Source organism: Rahnella sp. R3(2024), assembly GCF_042920125.1.
Taxonomy (GTDB): domain Bacteria; phylum Pseudomonadota; class Gammaproteobacteria; order Enterobacterales; family Enterobacteriaceae; genus Rahnella; species Rahnella rivi.
The window spans coordinates 4,095,401-4,119,573 of record NZ_JBHGBU010000001.1; the positions used below are offsets into that span (position 1 = coordinate 4,095,401).

19 protein-coding genes, 1 pseudogene and 1 other annotated feature are annotated in these 24,173 nt (G+C 53.7%); of the genes and pseudogenes, 8 read left to right on the forward strand and 12 right to left on the reverse strand.

The annotated features are described in order from the left end of the window. Positions 1-3: 3 nt before the first annotated feature. From ABSH60_RS18720 to ABSH60_RS18730, 3 genes are all read right to left on the reverse strand, one after another. The gene (locus ABSH60_RS18720; protein ID WP_056780754.1) at positions 4-543 is read right to left on the reverse strand and encodes a septation protein A; all 540 of its coding nucleotides are present in this window, start codon (positions 541-543) and stop codon (positions 4-6) included. A gap of 99 nt (positions 544-642) precedes the next feature. Then, positions 643-1,395 (reverse strand): YciC family protein, encoded by a 753-nt coding sequence (locus ABSH60_RS18725; RefSeq protein ID WP_390975244.1) that lies wholly within the window; start codon positions 1,393-1,395, stop codon positions 643-645. Positions 1,396-1,517: 122 nt separating this feature from the next. Further along, a complete protein-coding gene (locus ABSH60_RS18730; RefSeq protein WP_136375055.1) occupies positions 1,518-1,883 on the reverse strand; it encodes a YkgJ family cysteine cluster protein in 366 nt (121 codons plus the stop codon). 291 nt (positions 1,884-2,174) lie between these two features. On the opposite strand from ABSH60_RS18730, the gene ompW reads away from it, so the two are divergent. Then, positions 2,175-2,807: an outer membrane protein OmpW gene (gene ompW / locus ABSH60_RS18735; protein ID WP_136375054.1), complete on the forward strand. Its 633-nt coding sequence runs from the start codon at positions 2,175-2,177 to the stop codon at positions 2,805-2,807. A 67-nt stretch (positions 2,808-2,874) separates the two neighbouring features. On the opposite strand, the gene ABSH60_RS18740 is transcribed toward ompW, so the two are convergent. From ABSH60_RS18740 to ABSH60_RS18765, 6 genes and pseudogenes are all read right to left on the reverse strand, one after another. Further along, complete coding sequence (locus tag ABSH60_RS18740) at positions 2,875-3,189, reverse strand: BON domain-containing protein (protein ID WP_390975247.1); 315 nt, start codon at positions 3,187-3,189, stop codon at positions 2,875-2,877. Positions 3,190-3,431: 242 nt separating this feature from the next. After that, entirely contained in the window at positions 3,432-4,238 is an 807-nt protein-coding gene (gene trpA, locus ABSH60_RS18745; RefSeq protein WP_136375053.1) for a tryptophan synthase subunit alpha, read from the reverse strand. Beyond that, positions 4,238-5,431, reverse strand: a complete 1,194-nt coding sequence (gene trpB, locus ABSH60_RS18750; RefSeq protein ID WP_183848127.1) for a tryptophan synthase subunit beta — start codon at positions 5,429-5,431, stop codon at positions 4,238-4,240. Before trpB ends, trpA begins: the two co-directional genes overlap by 1 nt. Positions 5,432-5,472: 41 nt before the next feature. Continuing rightward, the gene (trpCF, locus tag ABSH60_RS18755; protein WP_217204061.1) at positions 5,473-6,837 is read right to left on the reverse strand and encodes a bifunctional indole-3-glycerol-phosphate synthase TrpC/phosphoribosylanthranilate isomerase TrpF; all 1,365 of its coding nucleotides are present in this window, start codon (positions 6,835-6,837) and stop codon (positions 5,473-5,475) included. A 3-nt stretch (positions 6,838-6,840) separates the two neighbouring features. Beyond that, positions 6,841-8,444, reverse strand: a pseudogene (gene trpD, locus ABSH60_RS18760) (bifunctional anthranilate synthase glutamate amidotransferase component TrpG/anthranilate phosphoribosyltransferase TrpD). A gap of 1 nt (position 8,445) precedes the next feature. Further along, positions 8,446-10,008 carry an anthranilate synthase component 1 gene (locus tag ABSH60_RS18765; protein WP_390975249.1) on the reverse strand — a complete coding sequence of 521 codons (1,563 nt, stop codon included), beginning with the start codon at positions 10,006-10,008 and terminating at the stop codon, positions 8,446-8,448. Between the two features lie 42 nt (positions 10,009-10,050). Next, positions 10,051-10,153 (reverse strand) — a sequence feature (Trp leader region). 327 nt (positions 10,154-10,480) lie between these two features. Here ABSH60_RS18765 and ABSH60_RS18770 point away from each other — a divergent pair. The 3 genes from ABSH60_RS18770 to rluB all read left to right on the forward strand — a co-directional run bounded on the left by ABSH60_RS18770 (position 10,481) and on the right by rluB (position 13,667). After that, positions 10,481-11,404, forward strand: a complete 924-nt coding sequence (locus ABSH60_RS18770) for a PHP domain-containing protein (RefSeq protein ID WP_056780715.1) — start codon at positions 10,481-10,483, stop codon at positions 11,402-11,404. A 37-nt stretch (positions 11,405-11,441) separates the two neighbouring features. Beyond that, the gene (locus ABSH60_RS18775; RefSeq protein ID WP_056780712.1) at positions 11,442-12,062 is read left to right on the forward strand and encodes an L-threonylcarbamoyladenylate synthase; all 621 of its coding nucleotides are present in this window, start codon (positions 11,442-11,444) and stop codon (positions 12,060-12,062) included. Positions 12,063-12,776: 714 nt separating this feature from the next. After that, on the forward strand, positions 12,777-13,667 hold the full coding sequence (rluB, locus tag ABSH60_RS18780) for a 23S rRNA pseudouridine(2605) synthase RluB (RefSeq protein ID WP_183848129.1): 891 nt from the start codon (positions 12,777-12,779) through the stop codon (positions 13,665-13,667). Positions 13,668-13,765: 98 nt separating this feature from the next. On the opposite strand, the gene cobO is transcribed toward rluB, so the two are convergent. Together cobO and ABSH60_RS18790 are read right to left on the reverse strand one after the other, a co-directional pair. Then, positions 13,766-14,356, reverse strand: coding sequence for a cob(I)yrinic acid a,c-diamide adenosyltransferase (cobO, locus tag ABSH60_RS18785; protein ID WP_056780705.1), 591 nt, complete (start codon positions 14,354-14,356; stop codon positions 13,766-13,768). A gap of 38 nt (positions 14,357-14,394) precedes the next feature. After that, positions 14,395-15,156 carry a YciK family oxidoreductase gene (locus tag ABSH60_RS18790; protein WP_390975252.1) on the reverse strand — a complete coding sequence of 254 codons (762 nt, stop codon included), beginning with the start codon at positions 15,154-15,156 and terminating at the stop codon, positions 14,395-14,397. A 358-nt stretch (positions 15,157-15,514) separates the two neighbouring features. On the opposite strand from ABSH60_RS18790, the gene sohB reads away from it, so the two are divergent. Next, complete coding sequence (gene sohB, locus ABSH60_RS18795; RefSeq protein ID WP_056780698.1) at positions 15,515-16,558, forward strand: protease SohB; 1,044 nt, start codon at positions 15,515-15,517, stop codon at positions 16,556-16,558. A 93-nt stretch (positions 16,559-16,651) separates the two neighbouring features. Here the strand turns inward: sohB and ABSH60_RS18800 are convergent, their stop codons facing one another. Continuing rightward, positions 16,652-16,903 (reverse strand): YciN family protein, encoded by a 252-nt coding sequence (locus tag ABSH60_RS18800; protein ID WP_056780695.1) that lies wholly within the window; start codon positions 16,901-16,903, stop codon positions 16,652-16,654. Between the two features lie 461 nt (positions 16,904-17,364). Here ABSH60_RS18800 and topA point away from each other — a divergent pair, with 461 nt between their 5' ends. The 3 genes from topA to acnA all read left to right on the forward strand — a co-directional run bounded on the left by topA (position 17,365) and on the right by acnA (position 24,167). Beyond that, complete coding sequence (topA, locus tag ABSH60_RS18805; RefSeq protein ID WP_122095507.1) at positions 17,365-19,962, forward strand: type I DNA topoisomerase; 2,598 nt, start codon at positions 17,365-17,367, stop codon at positions 19,960-19,962. Positions 19,963-20,325: 363 nt separating this feature from the next. Continuing rightward, positions 20,326-21,300, forward strand: coding sequence for an HTH-type transcriptional regulator CysB (gene cysB, locus ABSH60_RS18810; RefSeq protein ID WP_056780687.1), 975 nt, complete (start codon positions 20,326-20,328; stop codon positions 21,298-21,300). A 191-nt stretch (positions 21,301-21,491) separates the two neighbouring features. Then, a complete protein-coding gene (gene acnA / locus ABSH60_RS18815) occupies positions 21,492-24,167 on the forward strand; it encodes an aconitate hydratase AcnA (RefSeq protein WP_122095506.1) in 2,676 nt (891 codons plus the stop codon). Positions 24,168-24,173: the final 6 nt, after the last annotated feature.

Here is a 24,173-nt window from a genome sequence, read left to right on the forward strand (position 1 = left end):
CACTTATTTTTTTTCTTCATCCGGCATATGCCGGTAAATATACACCCCGCTCAGCAGGGTAAATACCAGCGTCAGGACCGTCAGGCCGAACACTTTAAAGTTAACCCAGATATTTTGCGGTAACCAGAATGCGACGTAAATATTCGCCAGACCGCAGAGCAGGAAAAATATCGCCCAGCTGACATTCAGTTTATTCCACACGTGATCGGGTAATGTCAGTTCTTTGCCCAGCATCCGCTGAATCAGCGGTTTTTTCAGCACCAGCTGGCTTATCAGCAGTGCGCCAGAGAACAGCACGTAAATCACGGTCACTTTCCATTTAATGAATTCATCATTATGGAAAACCAGCGTCAGGGTGCCGAACACGGCAACCATGGCAAAGGTGATTAATGTCATTTTTTCAATTTTGCGGTACACCACCCAGGTGATGACCAGCGCCAGCGCCGTGGCAGCGATTAACGCGCCTGATGCGACGAAAATGTCGTAAAGCTTATAAACCACAAAAAAGACAATCAGGGGAAGAAAATCGAGGAGCTGCTTCATACTTCATTCCATGTTTTATGTATGGGATGACTATACCGGAATCATTTCGCGGACAAAAGAAAAGGGCGCCTGAGCGCCCTTTAAAAAGAGTTGTAAATATTACACGCGTAATTTTGTGTAAAGACGGAACAGATAAATCAGCAATAAGGCAGAAACCAGATTGCTCAGCGCGCTCAGGATCACCGCGGCAACGTCAGGAGACAGCATCGCCAGGCGGCTCACCACCAGCAACAGCACCATTTTTGCTGCCAGCCAGAACATGATCGCCGGAACCACTAAGCGCAGATTCGCGAACGCCAGTTTGCTGCTCACTTTTACGGATTTGAACACGCCGATTTTTTCATTAACGCACAGCACCGGAGACAGGGACGTCGCCACCGCCAGCACAATGCCCGGAACGACGAACAATGTCAGACCCAGTTGCACCAGTAGCGTACAAATCAGCATCAGACCGAACAGGCGAGGCATAATCGGTGCCGCAGCGCCAAGTGCCCGCAGCGCGCTGGTCCGCATTCCGCCGGAAACCTGCTGAAGCAGAACTAACATTCCGCCAACCAGTAACACATTGCCGATCAGCGCAGAAAAAGTGGCCGCTGCAGAAACCTGAAGCAACACTTTCTGCTGGTCAGGCGACATGCTTTGAACCAGCTCCTGAATACTCATGCCGGTGTTACTCAGCAAATCGTCGCTGCCTGCACTGAGCACGCTAAGCTGGTCGCTGCCAGGCATGAAAATCTGGTTCAAGATGACGGTAATTAATGCGGTCAGCACGCAGAGCAGCAAAATGCTACCCAACTGATTACGCATAAAATTAAAACTGTCACGGTACAACGTACTGGCCGTGATAGGCATGAACGCTCCTTGGCAAAAAGCAAAAAACAATAAGACGGCGATTGTAACCTTTAAATGGTTATCGCCGATAGTTTTGCGCTGACTTCCTGTCATTTTGCATGATGATTTGCTGCCTGAAGCCATCAGCTAACAAAATCAGGTAACGGTAAATTCACTTCCAGCGGGGGCAGGCCGTAATGCGCACGGGCGCGGTCACAGGCGGAGTTACTCACGTCATTCAAACCCGACTGATCGAATTCGCGGCAGGGTGAGGGGCGGTTAAGGTAAATGGAACAGGAAACAGACTGACCCACTTCACCTTCCAGAGCGATACAGCGCGGTGACTTACTGCCAGTGCCCTGCATACAACTCAAAAAGGGAGTGACTTGCTCTGTCAGCGCCTGCGGAACGCGTCCGCCAGCCTCTTCAGATTCAGCCCAATAAAAGGATACCCGGAAATACGCACAGCATGCGCCACAGGTCATACAGGGATTGTTCATTTCGCTCATTTTGGAAAGCGGCAGACTCCTTTACTGCACCAAACCAAAATCCACAGAACTGTCCAAACTACGCAGTGCCTTTTTTTTAAGCAACAGATATTCGCTGCATTTGTGAACTCAACAAATTCCCTCGTTTTTGATGTAGATCAATTCCTTTGTTTTTATAGATTTAGATCGGTTTGCGAAAGATGCAATTTGTGAAAATTTGTTTTAAAGATGTGATCCCGCGTAGATCAAACCATGCCACAGAGTGGGTATCATTCGCGCGGTGAATACTAATCCATACAAAGGGAAGGGATAATGAAAGCAGCATATTGGGCACTCGTCGCGGCAGCGGCATTTCCGGCGGTTGCGAACGCACATCAGGCAGGGGATGTGATTTTTCGCGTAGGAACAGCCACGGTTCGTCCGACCGAAGGATCAGACAATGTACTTGGACTGGGTTCTTTTGATATCAATAACAATACGCAGATGGGCATGACACTCGGCTATATGTTTACCGATAACATCGGCGTCGAGTTACTGGCCGCCACGCCGTTCCAGCATAAAGTCGGGCTGAAAAGCACCGGCACCATCGCGGAAGTGAAACAGTTGCCGCCGTCTCTGATGGCGCAGTACTACTTCGGAGATAAGCTGGATAAACTGCGTCCGTACCTCGGTGTGGGTATCAACTACACCACCTTTTACGACACAAATTTCAACCAGACTGGCCGCGATGCGGGATTGTCAGACCTGAGCGTAAAAGACTCCTGGGGCGTGGCTACGCAGGCCGGTCTTGACTACAACCTCGATGAGAACTGGCTGATCAACATGTCTGTCTGGTGGATGGATATTGATACGGAAGTGAAATTCAAAGCCGGTGGCGAGCAGCAAAACATCAACACCCGGATTGACCCGTGGGTCTTTATGTTTGGCGTCGGCTACCGTTTCTGATCGACGATACAGGCATAAAAAAGAGGCGCTCAGGCGCCTCTTTCACGTTTATTTCCGGCAAGCCTGATTACTTCAGACGCATGTCGTTCTCAATTGAACGAACACCGGCCACGCCGCGCGTCACTTCTACCGCTCGGTTAGCATCAGCGGTTGACGTCACAAAGCCACTCAGCTGTACGCGACCTTTAAAGGTTTCGACGCTGATTTCACGCGATGCGATGGTTTTATCTGCCAGCAAGGCTGATTTCACTTTCGTCGTCACCACGGTGTCATCGATATAACCGCCGGTTCCTTCTGATTTTTTTGTTGGCGCACAGGCGGCAACGGCCATTACCACAACGGCTGCCATGCAGAACGCAGACAAGATCTTGAATAGCTTCATAAATAACTCTCCATGCTTTGTTATAAAACCAAAAGAAACGATCAGTACACATAAGGCCTGAACTCACGCAAGCGATGCGGTCAGAGCCCGTATAATCATAGGCTTGGTGAGTGATTTTAGTTTGGTTTATTCATGGGGTTTATACAAATAAATAGGCAACTATTTAAGTGCAGAAAAATCGCAAAGAGGTGAAAAGAGACAGAACGCGAGTGTTTTAACCCCTCACGTTCTGTTTATACCGGTTATGCGCGGGTGGCGGCTTTCATTTCACTGACGAAACGGGAAAGCTGAGCCAGCATTTCGGAAGGCTGGTGCAGATTGTTTTCGATAATACGCACGGTCGCAGAACCGGAAATAGCCCCTGCTGCGCCTGCAGCCAGGGTTTCTTTCACCTGCGCAGGTTCGGAAATACCGAAGCCCTGCAGAGGTGGCGCGGCGTTATATTCACGCAACTTATCGACCAGATGATTCAGAGGCGTCAGCGCACGCTTTTCAGTGCCGGTCACGCCAGCGCGTGACAGCAAATACGTGTAGCCGCGGCCGTGCGAGGAGATCTCGCGCAGCAAATCGTCTGATGCATTAGGCGGACAGATAAAGATGGGGGCGATACCGTGGCGCAGCGCGGCTGCACGGAATGGCGCAGACTCTTCGAACGGCACATCAGCCACCAGCACAGAATCGACGCCCACTTCAGCGCAGCGCTGATAGAAGGTTTCAATGCCGTTATGGAAAACCAGATTAGCGTACATCAGCAGGCCAATGGGGATGTCCGGGTGTTTTTCGCGAATGCGTGCCAGCATGTTGAAGCACTGCGTCGGCGACACCCCGGCAGCAAAGGCACGCAGGTTAGCATTCTGGATAACAGGGCCGTCGGCCAGCGGATCGGAGAACGGGATGCCCAGTTCCAGCGCATCGGCACCGGCTTCAATCAGCGTATCAATGATTGACAGTGACAGCTCAACGCCCGGGTCACCAAGCGTAACGAAAGGAACAAACGCGCCTTCTTTTTTGCTTTCCAGACGCGCGAATAATTGCTGATAACGTTCCATTAAATTTCTCCCCGGGCAGTCAGGATGTCATGTACGGTGAAAATATCTTTGTCACCGCGACCCGACAGATTCACCACCAGAATTTGTTCTTTCTCCGGTGTTTCTTTGATCATTTTCAGTGCGTGTGCCAGCGCATGTGAGGATTCCAGTGCCGGAATAATCCCTTCATGGCGGGACAAAGCTTTAAAGGCTTCCAGCGCTTCGTCATCGGTGATCGAGACATATTCCGCACGGCCAATGCTGTTGAGATGCGCATGCTGCGGGCCGACGGACGGGAAATCCAGACCGGCGGAGATAGAATAAGATTCTTCGATCTGGCCTTCTGACGTCTGCATCATGGGCGCTTTCATACCAAAATAAATACCCACGTGGCCGTGTTTGAGCGGTGCGCCGTGCTGCCCGGTTTCAATGCCCAGGCCGCCCGGTTCAACGCCAATCAGCTTCACGCTGGTGTCGTCGATGAAATCAGCAAACATCCCGATGGCATTGGAACCGCCGCCGACACAGGCGATCACCGCATCCGGCAGGCAGCCTTCGCGTTCCTGCATTTGCGCTTTGGTTTCTTCGCCGATCATGCGCTGGAATTCACGCACGATGGTCGGATACGGATGCGGACCTGCCGCGGTGCCGAGCATGTAGTGAGCGGTTTCATAGCTGCCAGACCAGTCGCGCAGCGCCTCGTTACAGGCATCTTTCAGCGTGGAGGAGCCGCTGTGCACCGGGATCACTTCCGCACCCATCAGACGCATACGGAACACGTTCGGGGACTGACGCTCGATGTCTTTGGCGCCCATATAAATGCGGCATTTCAGGCCGAGCAGGGCACAGGCCAGTGCTGACGCTACGCCATGCTGACCGGCGCCGGTTTCAGCGATGATCTCCGTTTTGCCCATGCGTTTCGCGAGCAATGCCTGACCCAACACCTGGTTCGTTTTGTGCGCACCGCCGTGCAATAAATCTTCGCGCTTGAGGTACAGCTTGGTTTTAGTGCCAGCCGTCAGGTTTTTACACAGCGTCAGCGCCGTCGGGCGGCCTGCGTAGTTTTTCAGTAAATCAATGAATTCAGCCTGAAACTCAGGGTCGCGCTGTGCGCTGACAAAAGCTTCTTCCAGCTGCGCCAGCGCAGGCATCAGAATTTGCGGCACATACTGGCCGCCAAATTCGCCAAAGTAGGGATTAAGTAAAGTCATGATATTCCGTCCTGTCTGTCAATTTTTGCGTCATTGCGTGCGGCTTAATACGCACGCAATGTCTGGAATACGGCGGTGATTTTTTCGGCATCTTTGATGCCCGGCTCGCTTTCAACACCGGAATTGAAATCCAGCCCCGCGCAACCGAGCTGCGCGGCTTCGACGCAGTTATCTGCGCTCAGACCACCGGCAAGCAGCACATTGCTCAGATCCTGACCGGCCAGCTTGCTCCAGTCGAAACGATAACCGGTGCCGCCTTTACCGTTGTCCAGCACGTAGCGGTCAACATTTTTCAGGTCGCGTGACGGGATGCTGTCTTTAACGCTCAGCGCTTTCCAGATCTGAATATTTTCTGGCAGCGCCGCGCGCAGTTCATCGATGTACGTCTGGCTTTCCTCGCCGTGAAGCTGCACGGCGGCCAGGTTCAGTGTCTGAGCCGTTTCAGCCACGTTGCTGACCGGTTCGTCACGGAATACGCCGACATATTTCAGCGGTGCGCCGTTCTGTACTTCTTTCGCCAGCGTATGTGTCACAAAACGCGGTGACCCTTCGACGAAAATCAACCCGCCGTAAATGGCACCGGCTTCATGCGCGGCCCGGGCGTCCTGAGCGCGGGTCAGACCGCAGACTTTATTATCACCCAGCAGCACACGGCGTACCGCGCTGTTCAGGTTCTGTTCAGACATCAGCGCGCTGCCAATCAGGAAACCATTGGCGAAGCGGCTCAGCTCACGAATTTGCCCGTAGGTGTTGATCCCCGATTCGCTGATGACGGTGACGCCGTGCGGTACACGCGGGGCCAGCTCGCGGGTGCGGTTGAGATCGATAGACAAATCGCGCAGATCACGGTTATTGATGCCGACCACTTTGGCTTTCAGTTGCACCGCGCGATCCAGTTCTTCTTCATTACTGGCTTCCGTCAGCACGCCCATATTCAGGCTGTGGGCGACGGCGGCAAGCTGAACGTACTGATCATCATCCAGAACTGACAGCATCAGCAGAATCGCATCGGCCTGATAGAAACGGGCCAGATGGATCTGATACGGGTCGATAATGAAATCTTTGCACAGCACCGGCTGCGTGGCGGTTTTGCTGACCAGAGGCAGGAAATCAAAGCTGCCCTGGAAGTATTTTTCGTCGGTTAATACGGAAATAGCGGAGGCGTAGTCTTTATACACGCTGGCGATTTCTACCGGATCAAAGTTTTCGCGGATCTTCCCTTTCGACGGAGAGGCTTGTTTGCACTCCAGAATAAAGGCCGTTCTTGCGCCTTGCAGGGCATGGTAGAAACTGCGCTGGCTCTGAGTTATTTCATTCTGAAAGCTGGCCAGCGGTTGTTGTTCTTTACGCGCCGCGACCCAAATTTCTTTGTCGCGAACAATCTTGTGGAGCACGGTTTCCTGCTGCATCACTTATCCTCTTGCTGCCAATGCCAACACGCGCTGGTAGGGTTCACCACTGCGCATGACGGCCAATGCCTGTTGTGCGTTTTGTTTTAAATCTTCCTGACCGAAAAGGCGCAGCAGCATCGCCACATTGACGGCTACCGCGGCTTCATGGGCCGGATCACCTTTACCTTGTAATAAGCGTGCCAGAATGTCACGGTTTTCTTCCGGTTCGCCACCGAGCAGGGATTCAATAGGGTAATTGTCCAGACCGAAGTCCTGCGGCGTCACCTCGTAGGTGGTAATTTTGCCGTCTTTCAGCTCGGCCACCTGCGTGGCTGCGTGGATCGCGACTTCATCCATACCTGCGCCGTGAACCACCGCCGCACGCTCGTAACCCAGTGCCCGCAGCGTTTCTGCAATCGGCAACACCAGTTCCGGGCTGTATACGCCTATCAGCGCCAGCGGCGGACGTGCCGGGTTAATCAGCGGGCCGAGCACGTTAAACAGGGTGCGGGTTTTCAGTGATTTGCGCACCGGCATCGCATGGCGAAAACCGGTGTGATACTGCGGCGCAAACAGAAAACACACATTCAGGTCATCAAGCGCCGCGCGGGATCCTTCCGCCGGCATATCCAGACGGATACCAAACGCGGCCAGTAAATCCGATGAACCGGAACGACTGGATACGCTGCGGTTACCGTGTTTCGCCACACGCGCACCACAGGCAGCCGCCACAAAGGCGCTGGCGGTAGAAATGTTGATGCTGTTCGTGCCATCGCCGCCGGTACCGACGATATCCGCGAACGGATAATCCGGGCGTGGGAATGGCTCGGCATGCGCCAGCAGCGCCTTTGCCGCACCGGCGATCTCAGCCGGTTGCTCGCCACGCACTTTCATACTGATTAAGGCTGCCGCTAACTGAGCCGGTTCCAGTTCGCCATTGACGATGGCGGTAAATAACTGCTGGCTTTCTTCCTGCGTCATCGGCTGTGCGCGATACAGATTCTCCAGAATGCCGGGAATAGTTTGCGTTTGCATGATCGCTCTCCTTACGCCAAAGCCCAGGCCAGTGTCTGCTCAAGCAGACGGGCGCCCTGTGAAGTTAAAATGGATTCCGGATGGAACTGGAAACCGCATACGCGATCTTCTTCATGACGCACCGCCATCACCATGTCGCCGTAGCGTGCGTTAACGGTCAGCCCGTCGGGGATCTGGCTGCCGACCAGCGAGTGGTAACGCGCCACCGGCAGAGGGTTGTTCATTCCGGCAAACATGCCTTCATTATCATGCGTAATCGAAGACGCTTTGCCGTGCAGAATTTCACCTGCCTGGCCGACAAAACCCCCGTAGGTTTCCACAATCGCCTGATGACCAAGGCAGATGCCGATAATCGGCAACTGACCGCGCAGACGTTTGAGCAATTCAGGCATGCAACCGGCTTCTGACGGGGTGCCCGGTCCCGGAGAGAGCACCAGCACCGGTTTTTCCAGCTGGCTAAGTTTTTCGATAATCACGTCAGCCGGGATCTGATTGCGGTAAATCACCACGTTGTGACCGCTTGAACGCAACTGATCGACCAGGTTGTAAGTAAAGGAATCGACGTTATCGATGAGTAAGATATCGGCCATCTTAAAATACCTCTTTCGCATTGTGGGCAGTGGCGATGGCGCGCAGTACAGCACGGGCTTTATTACGGGTTTCGTCGGCTTCGGCCTGCGGTACGGAATCCAGGACCACGCCGCCGCCAGCCTGCACGGTGGCGATGCCGTCTTCAACGTAAGCAGAGCGGATGACGATGCAGGTATCCAGATCGCCGTGGGCGGTGAAGTAACCCACCGCGCCGCCATAGCTGCCGCGTCGGGTTTGTTCGGAAGCCGAAATCAGCTGCATAGCGCGCACTTTCGGCGCACCGGTCAGCGTGCCCATATTCATTACCGCCTGATAGGCGTGCAGTACGTCGAGATCATGACGCAGCGTGCCGACCACACGGGACACCAGATGCATCACGAAAGAGTAACGGTCCACTTTGGTCAGGTCGGCGACATAACGGCTGCCCGGCTCGCAGATACGTGCCAGATCGTTACGCGCCAAATCCACCAGCATCAGATGCTCGGCCAGCTCTTTGTGATCGGTACGCATTTCCAGTTCGATGCGGCTGTCGAGATCCAGATCCAGCGAACCGTCGGCACGGCGGCCGCGCGGACGGGTCCCGGCAATCGGGTAAATTTCAATCTGGCGGTTAGTGGCGTCATATTTCAGCGCGCTTTCCGGGGAGGCGCCAAACAGCGTGAAATCATTGTCCTGCATAAAGAACATGTACGGGCTTGGGTTGTTATTCTTCAGCGTTTCATACGCGGCCAGCGGAGCAGGGCAAGGCAGGGAGAAACGGCGCGAAGGCACCACCTGGAAAATCTCGCCGGCGCGGATGGCCACTTTCATTTTCTCAACCACAGCACCGAACTCTTCATCACTCTGGTTCACGCTCAGTTGCATTTCCGGCACGTTCTGCTGCGGGATGGCGTGCGGTGGCTGTTGCAACTGATGTTGCAGTTGTTCGAGGCGGGCATGCAGACGCTGTTTCTCATCAGCCGACGGCGTAAACAGGCTGGCCTGCAAACGACAGCTGCGGTTCTGGTGATCCAGCACCAGCAGCGTTTCAGAAAGATAGAAACAGAAATCCGGGCAACGCTGGTCGGAGGCTAATACAGGTAAATCTTCAAAACCGGCGACCAGATCATAAGCAAACAGCCCGCCGAGGAACATCGCCTCTCGCTCCTCTGCCGGAGATTCAACGCAGGTCAGAATGCTGCGTAACGCGTCGAACACTGAACGGGAACGCAAACGCGCATCTTCATCCTGCATCTGATCGATACCAGGGAACGTCAGTTCGCGGCCATTCGGGCGGACGTCATTGCGAATTTCAGCAGGCAGCGCGGCATCAATCAGCGGCAGTAAAGAGGCACCGTTCGGCGTCAGGGCCTGAATGGACACCTGCGAACCCAGCGCGGTGATGCGCAGGGCGCTGTCAACAATCAGCAGGCTTTTCAGGTTTTCTTTACTGGTCACTTCGGAGGACTCAAGCAGCAGGGTCGCAGGACGCGCGCCGCACAGCTGATGAAAAATGGCCGTCGGGTCGCCGCGATAACATCCCTGCGCGGTCAGCAATTCTAAACGAGGTGTTGGAGTTGTCATTTTGCTTCCTGAATTTTTATCAACGTTTTCAAATAAACGGCCATAAAAAAGCCCGCATTAAGCGGGCTTCGGAAATCTTGCAGCGTCTGATGACAGCTATGCGTGATTACTCCGCCCGACAAGGGGAAGTACGCCACCAGCTGAGAACCGCCATCATGTGAATTTTCATCATCAGACACTCTTGTTAGTTTATGAAAGCTAAGGTTTTAAAAACTAAGCTTTCTGAATCGGTTTGTCACGACGTTCTTCAGCGAACTGCCTCGTGAACTTGCGTACTAGTAAACTAGTTCACGGATATAAAGTCAACCCTCTTTTCAGCGGATTTCACAACTTTAGTGCGCTCAGATGTTATCGCACCGTAACAGTGCGTAACGGCGAGGTGAAAACATCGGCAAGATAGCCCTAACGTGAGGCGGCCTAACGCGTTATGATATGAACTGCATTCAGAAAAGGTTAAATCCCCGACGTGACGATGACTTTACCCACAACAGTTTCACCCCCGAAAGACGACCAGAATCTCAGCACGGCCTTCACGCTTTACGATCTCCACAGCCATACCACGGCGTCGGACGGCTATTTAACGCCTGAAGCACTGGTCGCGCGGGCGGTTGAAATGCGCGTCGGCGTACTGGCGATCACCGATCATGACAGTACCGAAGGGCTGGCACGTGCGGCGCAGGCGATTGCGCAGCAGCAATTGCCGCTGGTGCTGATTAATGGTGTTGAGATTTCCACTTTGTGGGAAAACCATGAGATCCACATTGTCGGGCTGGGCATTGATCCGCAGCATCCGGCGATGATGAGTTTACTCAGTGCGCAGGCCGGTTTGCGTCAGCAACGCGCGCAGGAAATGGGCAACCGGCTGGCGAAAGCGCGCATTGACGGTGCCTGGGAAGGCGCGCTGCGTCTGGCCAATGGCGGAGCCGTCACCCGTGCGCATTTCGCCCGCTATCTGGTGGAATTCGGCGCGGCGGATAACATCGCGCAGGTGTTCAAAAAATTCCTCGCCAAAGGCAAGACCGGCTACGTTCCGCCACAGTGGTGTACAATAGAACAAGCGATTGATGCGATTCATCAGTCAGGCGGGCAGGCCGTCGTCGCCCATCCGGGGCGATATGATCTTTCGACTAAGTGGCTGAAACGCTTACTGGCGTATTTTGCTGAGCAGGGCGGTGATGCGATGGAAGTCGCCCAGTGTCAGCAGGCACCGAATGAGCGTGCGCAGCTGGCAGCCTACGCCCGTGATTATCAGTTACTGGCCTCGCAGGGTTCAGATTTCCATCAGCCCTGTTCGTGGATTGAGCTTGGCCGCAAACTTTGGCTTCCCGCAGGCGTTGAACCGGTATGGCAACACTGGCCGCTTGCGATGACACAGCCTGAAATTGAACCGGTCTGATGCCTGACCGGAAAAGAATAAAGAGTGAGAGGATCCAATGAGTCAATATTTCTATATTCATCCCGAAAATCCGCAGCCGCGCCTGATCAGTCAGGCGGTAGAGCTGCTGCGTAAAGGTCAGGTCATTGTCTATCCGACCGATTCCGGTTACGCCCTGGGTTGTCGTCTTGAAGAAAAAAATGCGATGGAGCGGATTTGCCGGATCCGTCAGTTAGACAGCAACCACAATTTCACACTGGTATGCCGCGATTTGTCCGAGCTTTCGACGTATGCCTATGTCGATAACGGCGCTTTCCGCCTGATGAAAAACAACACGCCGGGCAACTACACCTTCATTCTGAAAGCGACCAAAGAAGTGCCGCGCCGTCTGATGAGTGAAAAGCGCAAAACCATCGGTCTGCGCGTGCCCTCCAATCCTATCGCCATCGCCTTGCTCGACGCGCTGGGCGAACCGCTGATGTCTACCACGCTGATGATGCCGGGCAATGATTTTGCCGAATCTGATCCGGAAGACATCAAAGACCAGCTGGGCAAACTGGTGGATCTGGTTATTGATGGCGGCTCCATCGGCCAGCAACCGACCACGGTGATTGATCTGACCGAGTCGGTTCCGGAAGTGGTCCGCGAAGGGGCCGGCGATCCGACGCCTTTCCGCTAAGCATTTACGCGCTACTGGCTAAAAAATAATCACCCTGACAGCCCCCGAAGCATACAAATTGCAGATAATTGTGTATAATGGCGGGCTGACTTTTTGTAAGTCATTGTATTGATAAGTAATGCTGTCTGGCGATGTGTTTTATCTGTGCATGTGTCGAGTGATCCCGTGCAGAAATGAAGTTTCCGCGACAGTCCGCTTATCTCCCAAACTGAATTTTGACGGGCAGGCGATGTTCACATCGTGCTGGCCGCTCCCCCCGACGCCTGTGAAGGCGACAAATGAGGCTGCTCAATGAGCGAGAAGTATAATTCCCAGAAACACTCCAGTGACAGATCCAAACCGGCACGTTCACCAGGTGATAAGCCGAAAAGCGGCAGAAACTCCGGTGCAGCGAAAGCCCGTCCTGAACTGTCACGTGCTGAAAAACGCGGCGAAAAGCCACGTTCAGACAAGCCACGTAGCGATAAACCTAACAGTGATAAACCCCGCAGCGACAAACCGCGTTCAGACAAACCACGTTCTGATGCCGGTCGCAGCGATTCACGTTCTGATTCCCGCATCGAAAAACCAGGTCGCGGCAAGACGCGTCCTGAAAATCCACGCGGTGAAAAACCTCGTGCGGTGAAACCACGCGCCGGCAAGCCAAAAGCTGAAACGCTGTTTGATGAAACCGGTGACGAAGACGAAGTGAAGTACCAGAAGCCGAAAAATGCGCTGGACAGCACCGAAGGGCAAAGCGAAAAGCTGCAAAAGGTGCTGGCACGTGCGGGCCACGGTTCGCGTCGTGAAGTGGAAGCGATGATCCAGGCCGGGCGCGTCAGCGTCGACGGTAAAATCTCTACGCTCGGCGACCGTGTTGAAGTCACCGGCGGCACAAAAATCCGTCTCGACGGCCACGTGCTGTCAGTGATGGAGTCTCAGGACACCGTGTGCCGCGTACTGGCGTACTACAAGCCGGAAGGCGAGTTATGTACCCGCAGTGATCCTGAAGGCCGCCCGACCGTCTTCGACCGTCTGCCAAAAATGCGCGGTTCGCGCTGGATTGCCGTTGGCCGTCTTGATGTCAACACCTCGGGCTTGCTGCTGTTCACGACCGACGGTGAACTGGCAAACCGCCTGATGCACCCAAGCCGTGAAGTTGAACGTGAGTATGCGGTGCGTGTATTCGGTCAGATTGATGATGAAAAAATCAAACAGCTGAGCCGTGGCGTGCAGCTGGAAGACGGCCCTGCCGCTTTCCGCTCCATCAAATTCCAGGGTGGCGAAGGTCTTAACCAGTGGTACAACGTGACCCTGACAGAAGGCCGTAACCGTGAAGTGCGTCGTCTGTGGGAAGCCGTTGGCGTTCAGGTCAGCCGTCTGATCCGCGTTCGTTACGGTGATCTGAATCTGCCAAAAGGCCTGCCTCGCGGCGGCTATAAAGAGCTGGATCTTCCGGACATCAACTACCTGCGCACGCTGGTAGAAATGAACGAAGAAACCGTCAGCAAAATGCCGGTAGAACGTGACCGCCGCCGTGTGAAAGCTAACCAGATCCGTCGCGCCGTTAAGCGCCACACTCAGGTTGCTCCTGCACGCCGCAGTGCCCCGGCGAAAAGAGGCTAATCGCGACTTAGCGATATTGTTTCGAATCCGCTGAAGAACCGCAGTCACTGACTGCGGTTTTTTTTGATCTCCATTCAGGGAGATGACGAATACGCCTGTTACCAGTCGATTCCCTGTTGCGCCATAATTCCGGCATCAAAAGCATGTTTCACCGGGCGCAGTTCGCTGACGGTATCGGCCATTTCCAGCAAATCGCGATGGCAACCCCGGCCAGTGATGATGACTGTCTGATGCGCCGGACGCGCATTCAGTGCATCCACCACGTCCTGCAATTCGAGATAGCCGAAACTGACCATGTACGTCAGCTCATCAAGCACCACCAGATCTAAAGACGCATCGGCAAGCATCCGCTTTCCGTGCTGCCATACGGCCTGACAGGCCTGCGTATCCGTCTCTTTGTTCTGGGTTTCCCAGGTAAAGCCAGTCGACATCACCTGAAACTCAACACCGTGCGGTTCGAGCAGGTTTTTTTCACCGTTCGGCCATTCTCCTTTGATGAACTGTATGACCGCAGCGCGCATCCCGTGACCGACGGCGCGGGTGACGGTGCCGAAAGCCGCCGTGGTTTTGCCTTTGCCGTTGCCGGTGAAAACAATCAAAATTCCGCGCTGTTCTTTCGCGGCGTCAATGCGTGCATCGACCTGTTCTTTTAACTTTTGCTGGCGCTGCTTGTGGCGATCTTCGGTCATGAAAGGCTCCGTTGTATTTTCAGGGCATTCTGGCACGGCTATTCGGCAGGGCCCGCTTTGCGGCCTGGCTGGGCATCAAAACTCATGCCGGTTTTACGGCGGCTGTCATCACCCATCAGGTACAGATACAGCGGCATAATATCGGCAGGTGTCTTGAGCTTATCCTTATTTTCATCCGGAAACGCCGAGGCACGCATACTGGTGCGCGTGCCGCCGGGGTTGATGCAGTTGACCCGCAGCCCGGTGTGCTTATGTTCTTCCGCCAGCACCTGCATCATCCCTTCGGTGGCAAACTTCGAGACGGCATAGGCGCCCCAGCCGCTGCGGCCTTCGCGCCCCACGCTTGAGGTGGTGAAGACCAGTGAAGAGCTGGCCGATTTCAGCAACAGCGGCAACAGCGCCTGCGTCAGCATGAAGGTGGCGTTCACGTTCACCTGCATCACGTTCATCCAGTCCTGCAAGTCGATGTCTGCCATCGGCGTGATCTCGGTGAGCAGCCCGGCGTTGTGCAGAACACCGTCGAGATGCGGTACCCACTGTGCAATCTGATCCGCAACGCGCTGGCAATCCTGCTGGCTGGCAGTGAGCAAATCAAGAGAATAAATGAAAGCAGGTCGCAGATTTCTCGCCGCAATCTCCTGCTGAACGCTGGCCAGTTTACTTTCGGTACGGCCAAGCAAAATCACCTGAGCGCCGAAGCGGGCATAGGTGAGGGCGGCTTCGCGGCCAATGCCGTCGCCTGCGCCGGTCACCAGAATAATGCGGTGATTGAGTAAGTCAGATTTCGGATGATAGTGCACGTTCTGTCCTCATAACGGGTCGGAATGTGGCGGCAAATGGCCGTCGTCACATGCGTCATTTGTAAAATCAAAACGCCGGAAGTGGGAGATATTGCGCTCAACCAGGGTCCGGCATTTCGGCGGAATTAGGGTGTGTTTCAGGTGTGATCACCGGTTATATGCCTGAAATGAACATGAGTTTCAATGATTAACCGAAAAACAGACAGCTCTTTTGTAACAAAATTGGAACAGACACGCATCCGTATTTACCTCTGGCTGACAATGTCACATTCCCGCAAGACGCCGGTTAAGCTATTGTCTAGAATGTTCAGCATCTTTATTACCACGGTTTTATTTGCACATTGAAAAGGCGGTTTGAGTGGATTTACTTTCTCTTTATGGGTTGTTTTTAGCCAAAGTCGTCACCGTTGTCATTGCCATCGGCGCACTGGTGGTCCTGGTGGTCGGGCTTCGTCAGCGTAAATCTCAGGGTAAAGGTGAGTTACAGCTGACAGACCTGGGTGAACAATATCGCGAGATGCAGCGTGAAATGCGCACTGCAAGGCTCAATCCCGCAGAGCAAAAACTGCGCGGAAAAGAGCTGAAGAAAAAGGATAAAGCAGAAGCCAGACAGAAGAAATTGCAGGCGAAAACCGGCGAGAGCAAACGCAAGCCTTGTCTGTATGTGCTGGATTTCAAAGGCAGTATGGACGCCCATGAAGTGACCTCGCTGCGTGAGGAAATTTCTGCGGTGATGGCCGTCGCCACGCCGGAAGATGAAGTGTTGTTACGTCTGGAAAGTCCCGGCGGTGTGGTCCACGGATACGGCCTGGCGGCCTCGCAGTTAGTGCGTTTACGCCAGAGCGGCATCCGCCTGACGGTGGCGGTAGACAAAGTGGCGGCCAGCGGCGGTTATATGATGGCCTGCGTTGCCGATCGTATTGTCGCGGCACCTTTTGCCATCATCGGTTCCATCGGCGTGGTTGCGCAAATTCCTAACTTCAACCGCTTGCTGAAAAAGAATGATATCGACATCGAATTGCATACTGCTGGCGAATTCAAACGGACGCTGACCCTGCTGGGTGAAAACACCGAGGAAGGTCGCGAGAAATTCCGTGAAGATCTCAACGAAACGCATGTGCTGTTCAAAGATTTTGTGCACCAGAATCGCCCTTCACTGGACATTGATGCCGTGGCGACCGGTGAGCACTGGTTTGGCACGCAGGCGCGTGAAAAGGGGCTGATCGATGCCATCGGAACCAGTGATGATTTGCTGATTGCTGAAATGAAAAATCATGAGGTGATTGCAGTGCGTTACGCACGTCGCAAACGCATGATGGACCGGTTCACCGGCAGCGCGGCAGAAAGCGCCGACCGCCTGTTCCTGCGCTGGTTGCAGCGCAGTCAGAAACCGCTGCTGTAACCGAACATTCAATAATGAAAAAGGGACGAACGTCCCTTTTTTTATCACTGTTTTTTACCGGTAAATCTTCAGACAATCCCGGTTGGCATTCGCTTAATTTTCGAGATGGTATTTTTCTGAAAACAGATGTGCCAGATGTTTAAACATATTAAATACGGCCGTTGTTTTTCGGGTGGGTAAACCGTCGTCATCCATGAAGAATTCCCCGCGGAAAACCAGCACATTGCCTTTCTGCTCAACCTCTGTGGCGATCATTCCCTGCATGTAATCTTCATGTTCACGGATAACCTTATTCGCTTCGATCAGTAAAGCTTCACGACTAATTGCCGATGTATTTTCGTGCATGTTATTTACTCCCCACTATAATTTCTGACGATATTGTAATCCTGCTGACGATAAAACCGCAAATCTGCTGGGGTTAATCCTTTAAGTAAGTGGTCATGTTTTGCGCAGTCAGGGGAAAAGTTTCACCACTTTATCGAAATGGGGGATTCGGTGTTAATTAGGTTGCGCAGCGATTTTTATCAGGTAGAGTGTGGGATTTTGTGGCTTCAGGTGGAATGTTTTGTTTACGCTTGGTCATTATTTGACGTGAAAACAGGCACAGTCCGCTGAACCCTGTCTGGTTAATCCCTCGCAGAATCAGTGTTTTGAACCTCTGGAAGTCAGATCGCTCGTTCTTTGAAAGAAATGAGTTGACGTTCTGACTCACTGCCGCAATATAAAAAAAGACATGATATTGTGCCGCGGCATAACTAGACAAAAACTTCTTCAGCTGATGAAGAATCATTCAGGTAAAGGTAATTATGGGCAAAGCTCTCGTAATAGTTGAGTCCCCGGCAAAAGCCAAAACGATTAATAAATATTTAGGAAATGACTACGTGGTTAAGTCCAGCGTCGGTCATATTCGTGATTTACCGACCAGTGGATCCGCTGCTAAAAAAACCGCCGTCTCAACCGAAGAAAAGCCAAAGAAAAAAGTAAAAAAGGATGAGAAAACTGCGCTGGTTAATCGCATGGGCGTCGATCCTTATCACGGCTGGGAAGCGCAATACGAAATACTTCCGGGCAAAGAAAAAGTGGTTGCCGAGTTAAAAGCGTTAGCCGAAAAAGCTGACCACATCTATCTCGCAACCGACCTTGACCGCGAAGGAGAGGCGATTGCCTGGCATTTGCGGGAAGTGATTGGCGGTGACGATAAACGTTTCAGCCGCGTGGTCTTCAACGAAATTACCAAGAACGCGATTCAGAACGCTTTTAAAGAACCGGGCGAACTGAATATTGATCGTGTAAATGCCCAGCAGGCGCGTCGTTTCATGGACCGCGTGGTGGGTTACATGGTGTCGCCACTGCTGTGGAAGAAGATTGCCCGCGGTTTATCCGCCGGTCGTGTTCAGTCCGTGGCGGTGCGTCTGGTGGTCGAGCGTGAAAAAGAAATTAAAGCGTTCGTGCCGGAAGAGTATTGGGAATTGCATGCGGATTTGCTGGCGAAGAAAGATACCGCGCTGCAAATGGAAGTCACGCATCATCTCGACAAACCGTTTAAACCGGTTAATAAAGAACAAACTCACGCTGCGGTTTCGCTGCTCGAAAAAGCGCGTTACACGGTCGTCGATCGTGAAGACAAACCGACCAGCAGTAAGCCGGGTGCACCTTTTATTACGTCCACGTTGCAACAGGCTGCCAGCACGCGTCTGAGCTTCGGCGTGAAGAAAACCATGATGATGGCCCAGCGTCTGTATGAAGCCGGTCACATTACCTACATGCGTACCGACTCCACCAACCTGAGTCAGGATGCGGTAGAAATGGTTCGCGGCTACATCGGTGAGAATTTCGGTGATAAATACCTGCCGAAAGCGCCGTTGCAGTACAGCAACAAAGAGAATTCACAGGAAGCGCACGAAGCGATTCGTCCTTCTGACGTGGCCGTGGTGTCTGAACAACTGAAAGACATGGAAGCCGATGCCCAGCGTTTGTACCAGCTGATCTGGCGTCAGTTTGTTGCCTGCCAGATGACACCGGCGCAATACGATTCTTCCACGCTGACGGTGAAAGCGGGCGATTACTCCCTGCGCGCCAAAGGCCGTACTTTGCGTTTCGACGGTTGGACGAAAGTCATGCCAGCGCTGCGTAAAGGCGATGAAGACCGCATTCTGCCTGCTATTGAAGTCGGCACCGACCTTGATCTGCAACAACTGCTGCCCACTCAGCATTTCACCAAGCCGCCTGCGCGTTTCAGCGAAGCGTCACTGGTTAAAGAGCTGGAAAAACGAGGCATTGGCCGTCCGTCTACCTATGCGTCGATCATTTCGACCATCCAGGATCGCGGCTATGTTCACGTTGAAAACCGCCGTTTCTACGCCGAGAAAATGGGTGAAATCGTCACAGATCGTCTGGAGCAAAACTTCCGCGAACTGATGAACTATGATTTCACCGCGCGCATGGAAGACGGTCTGGATCAGGTTGCCAACAACAAAGCTGAGTGGAAAGCCGTGCTCGACGAATTCTTCACCGAATTCAGCAAGCAGCTGGAAACCGCAGAAAAGGATCCGGAAGAAGGCGGTATGCGCCCGAACCAGATGATCCTGACCAGCATTGAGTGCCCGACATGTGGCCGCCCGATGGGTATCCGTACCGCCAGCACTGGGGTGTTCCTGGGCTGTTCCGGTTACGCATTGCCGCCGAAAGAACGCTGCAAAACCACCATCAACCTGATCGCGGATGCCGAAGTGCTCAACGTGCTGGAAGGGGATGAGGCAGAAGCCAATGCGCTGCGTGCGAAACGTCGTTGTGGCAAATGTGGCACTGCGATGGACAGCTACCTGATCGACAACCAGCGTAAGCTGCACGTCTGCGGTAACAACCCGGAATGTGACGGTTACGAAATCGAGCAGGGCGAATTCCGCATCAAGGGCTATGACGGCCCGATCGTTGAGTGCGAGAAATGTGGTTCTGAAATGCACCTGAAAATGGGACGTTTCGGCAAGTACATGGGTTGTACCAATGACGAGTGCAAAAACACCCGTAAGATCCTGCGTAACGGTGACGTTGCACCGCCGAAAGAAGATCCGGTTCCGCTGCCTGAGTTGCCGTGTGAGAAATCAGACGCCTACTTCGTTCTGCGTGACGGCGCTGCCGGTGTGTTCCTCGCGGCCAATACTTTCCCGAAATCGCGCGAAACCCGTGCGCCGCTGGTGGAAGAGCTGAAGCGCTTTAAAGATCGCTTGCCGGAGAAACTGAGTTATCTTGCGGATGCGCCCGTCGCTGACCCGGAAGGCAACAAATCGATGGTACGTTTCAGCCGCAAAACTAAGCAGCAGTACGTGTCTTCGGAAAAAGACGGCAAAGCCACTGGCTGGACAGCGTTCTTCGTTGACGGCAAATGGGTGGAAGGCAAAAAGTAATCATTGCCGTTAGCCCGCCTGTCAGGCGATAACTCATTGTTACTCTTTTGTGAAAAACCAGTCCTCCGGGCTGGTTTTTTTATTGCATTCAGATCTATCATCGACAGGTTTCTGACAACTTTCTTCTCAGGCTTATGCTGTCTGCGTTAATCCTTATGTTATCTGGCTATACAACGTGTTAATTCTTGATATAATTGTTATATAAAATTTATTTTTATTCACAATAGTAATAAGCTAATGCGTCTGCCTCATAAAAAGGCGCGTTTACAGACTTCGGGCATTCAATAAAAATCATTTCCAGTCTGTTCAGCCGGCAGGCGAACAGGGATGGTGACAGGGTTTGAAACCAGGGTGGTATGAGATATGAAATTGCAGCAACTGCGCTACATCGTAGAGGTTGTTAATCACAATCTGAACGTCAGTTCGACGGCAGAAGGCCTGTACACGTCGCAGCCAGGGATCAGCAAACAAGTCAGAATGCTGGAAGATGAGCTCGGTATTCAGATCTTCTCCCGCAGCGGAAAACACCTGACGCAGGTCACACCGGCAGGGCAGGAAATCATCCGTATCGCCCGCGAAGTGTTGTCCAAAGTCGATGCGATCAAGGCCGTGGCCGGTGAGCACACCTATCCTGACAAGGGATCGTTGTATGTCGCCACCACGCACACGCAGGCACGCTACGCCTTGCCGAACGTGATTAAAGGCTTTATCGAGCGTTACCCGCGCGTTTCACTGCATATGCATCAGGGCTCTCCGACGCAAATCGCGGAGGCCGTTTCAAAAGGCAACGCTGATTTCGCCATTGCTACCGAAGCGCTGCACCTGTACGACGATCTGATCATGTTGCCTTGCTATCACTGGAACCGCGCGGTGGTGGTTCAGCCAGATCATCCGCTGGCGGGTAAAGAGAAGGTCACCATTGAAGAGCTGGCGGCCTATCCCATCGTCACTTATACCTTTGGTTTTACCGGTCGCTCGGAACTCGATACCGCGTTTAACCGCGCCGGTCTGACGCCAAAAATTGTGTTCACCGCCACTGATGCGGACGTGATCAAAACCTACGTGCGGCTGGGGTTGGGCGTGGGCGTGATCGCCAGTATGGCGGTCGATCCGGTTCAGGATCCGGATCTGGTGACCGTGGATGCGCGGGATATTTTCACCTACAGCACCACCAAAATCGGTTTCCGCCGCAGCACGTTCCTGCGCAGCTACATGTACGATTTCATCCAGCGCTTCGCACCGCATCTGACGCGTGACGTGGTAGATACCGCAATTGCCCTGCGCTCGAATGAAGATATCGAAGAGATGTTCAAAGACATCAAATTACCGACGAAATAATTCCGCCTCTATTTCTGATGTAAAACGTCCCGCGCCATCTTCTGATGACGCGGGATTTTTTTATCGGATGATCCGTTTGAGCTGTTATCAAAATGTTAACAATAATATGTGTTATCTTTATATATGCACTTATAAGCCAGCGGGTTATTCCTCTTTCGCCCAGCTGGTGCTGTGAAGCATAAGGAGAAGCTATGTCGTCCGATATTCGTAACAGAAGTCTGGATAAGCTGGCAGTCCAGGGTAAGGAGTTCCACTACTACAGTCTGCCACTTGCCGCCAAAACGCTGGGTGATATTCAGCGCCTGCCTAAATCTCTTAAAGTCCTGCTCGAAAATCTGCTGCGCCACGTTGACGGTGACACTGTCACGGAAAATGATTTGCTGCAGCTGGTGGAATGGCAAAAAACCGGCCACGCTGACCGCGAAATTGCTTACCGCCCGGCACGCGTTCTGATGCAGGATTTCACCGGGGTACCCGCCGTGGTGGATCTTGCCGCAATGCGTCAGGCCGTTAAACGCCTCGGTGGCAATGTCGATCAGGTGAATCCGTTATCGCCGGTCGATCTGGTTATCGACCACTCGGTCACCGTGGATGAGTTTGGCGATGAAGAGGCGTTTGATGAAAACGTCCGGCTGGAAATGGAGCGCAATAACGAGCGTTATCAGTTCCTGCGCTGGGGTCAAAAAGCCTTTAACCGTTTCCGTGTGGTGCCGCCGGGCACCGGTATTTGTCACCAGGTCAATCTGGAGTATCTCGGTCAGACCGTCTGGCATGAAGAACAGAATGGCAAAACGGTGGCTTATCCCGATACGCTGGTCGGTACCGACTCCCACACCACCATGATCAACGGCCTGGGCATTCTGGGCTGGGGTTGCGGCGGTATCGAGGCTGAGGCGGCGATGCTCGGACAGCCGGTTTCCATGCTAATCCCGGACGTGGTGGGCTTCAGGCTGACGGGAAAACTGCGCGAAGGCATTACCGCAACCGATCTGGTGTTAACCGTCACGCAGATGCTACGTAAGCATGGCGTGGTGGGTAAATTCGTTGAATTCTTTGGCGACGGTCTGGCCGATCTGCCGCTGGCGGATCGCGCGACCATTGCCAATATGTCGCCTGAGTTTGGTGCAACCTGCGGGTTCTTCCCGGTGGATGACGTCACCCTCGGCTACATGAAACTCAGTGGCCGCAGCGATGAACAAATCGAACTGGTGAAAGCCTATTCACAGGCGCAGGGCTTATGGCGCAATGCCGGTGATGAGCCGGTGTTCACCAGCACACTGGCGCTGGACATGGGCGATGTCGTGCCGAGTCTGGCCGGTCCGAAACGTCCGCAAGACCGCGTTGCGCTGCCGGATGTGCCAAAAGCCTTCAAAGCAGCCACCGAACTGGAACTGGGCAATAACAAGCCTGGGCATACCGACAAAGAAAGTTTCACTCTTGATGGTCAGCATTACTCGCTGGACACCGGCGCGGTGGTCATTGCGGCAATCACCTCCTGTACCAACACCTCCAACCCGAGCGTACTGATGGCGGCCGGGCTGCTGGCCAAAAATGCCGCTGAAAAAGGGCTGACCAGTAAACCCTGGGTGAAAACTTCGCTGGCACCGGGCTCTAAAGTGGTGACCGATTATCTGAATGCCGCCGGGCTGATGCCGTATCTGGAAAAACTGCGCTTCAATCTGGTGGGCTATGGCTGTACCACCTGTATCGGTAACTCCGGCCCGCTGCCTGAGCCTGTTGAATCCGCCATCAAAAGCGGTGATTTAACGGTGGGGGCTGTGCTGTCGGGTAACCGTAATTTTGAGGGGCGCATCCATCCGCTGATCAAAACTAACTGGCTGGCATCGCCGCCGCTGGTGGTGGCTTACGCGCTGGCCGGGAACATGAACGTGAATCTGACGACCGATCCGCTCGGTGAAGATCAGCAGGGTCAGCCGGTTTATCTGAAAGACATCTGGCCAACGGCGGCGGAAATCGCGCTTGCCGTCGGGCAGGTCACGACGGAAATGTTCCACAAAGAGTATGCCGAAGTGTTCAACGGCGACGCCAGCTGGCAGGCGATTCAGGTCGAAGGGACGCCAACTTACACCTGGCAGGAGGATTCCACCTATATCCGCCATCCGCCGTTCTTCAGTGACATGAAGGCTGAACCGGATGCCGTGGAAGATATTAAAGACGCGCGCATTCTGGCGATTCTGGCGGATTCCGTTACCACCGATCACATCTCACCGGCCGGGAACATCAAAATCGACAGTCCGGCGGGACTGTATCTGAAAAACCACGGTGTCGAACCGAAAGCCTTTAACTCGTACGGCTCCCGACGCGGTAACCATGAAGTGATGATGCGCGGGACGTTTGCCAACATCCGTATCCGCAACGAAATGGTGCCAGGCGTGGAGGGTGGCTATACGCGCCACATCCCGTCGCAGGAACAGCTGGCCATTTACGACGCGGCGATGCGCTATCAGCATGAAAGCGTGCCGACGGCGGTGATTGCCGGCAAAGAGTATGGTTCCGGCTCCAGCCGTGACTGGGCAGCGAAGGGGCCGCGCCTGCTGGGCGTGCGCGTGGTGATTGCCGAATCCTTTGAGCGGATCCACCGTTCGAACCTGATCGGCATGGGCATTTTACCGCTCGAGTTCCCGCAGGGCGTGACGCGCAAAACGCTGAAACTGACCGGCGACGAGCAGATCAGCATCAGCGGGCTGCAAACGCTGAAACCTGGGCAGGAGGTGCCGGTGCAGATCGCGTTCGCTGACGGCCAGACGCAAACTATCAACGCACGCTGCCGTATCGATACCGGCAACGAACTGACCTATTTCCAGAACGGCGGCATTCTGCATTACGTGATCCGCAAAATGTTGTGATGGGTA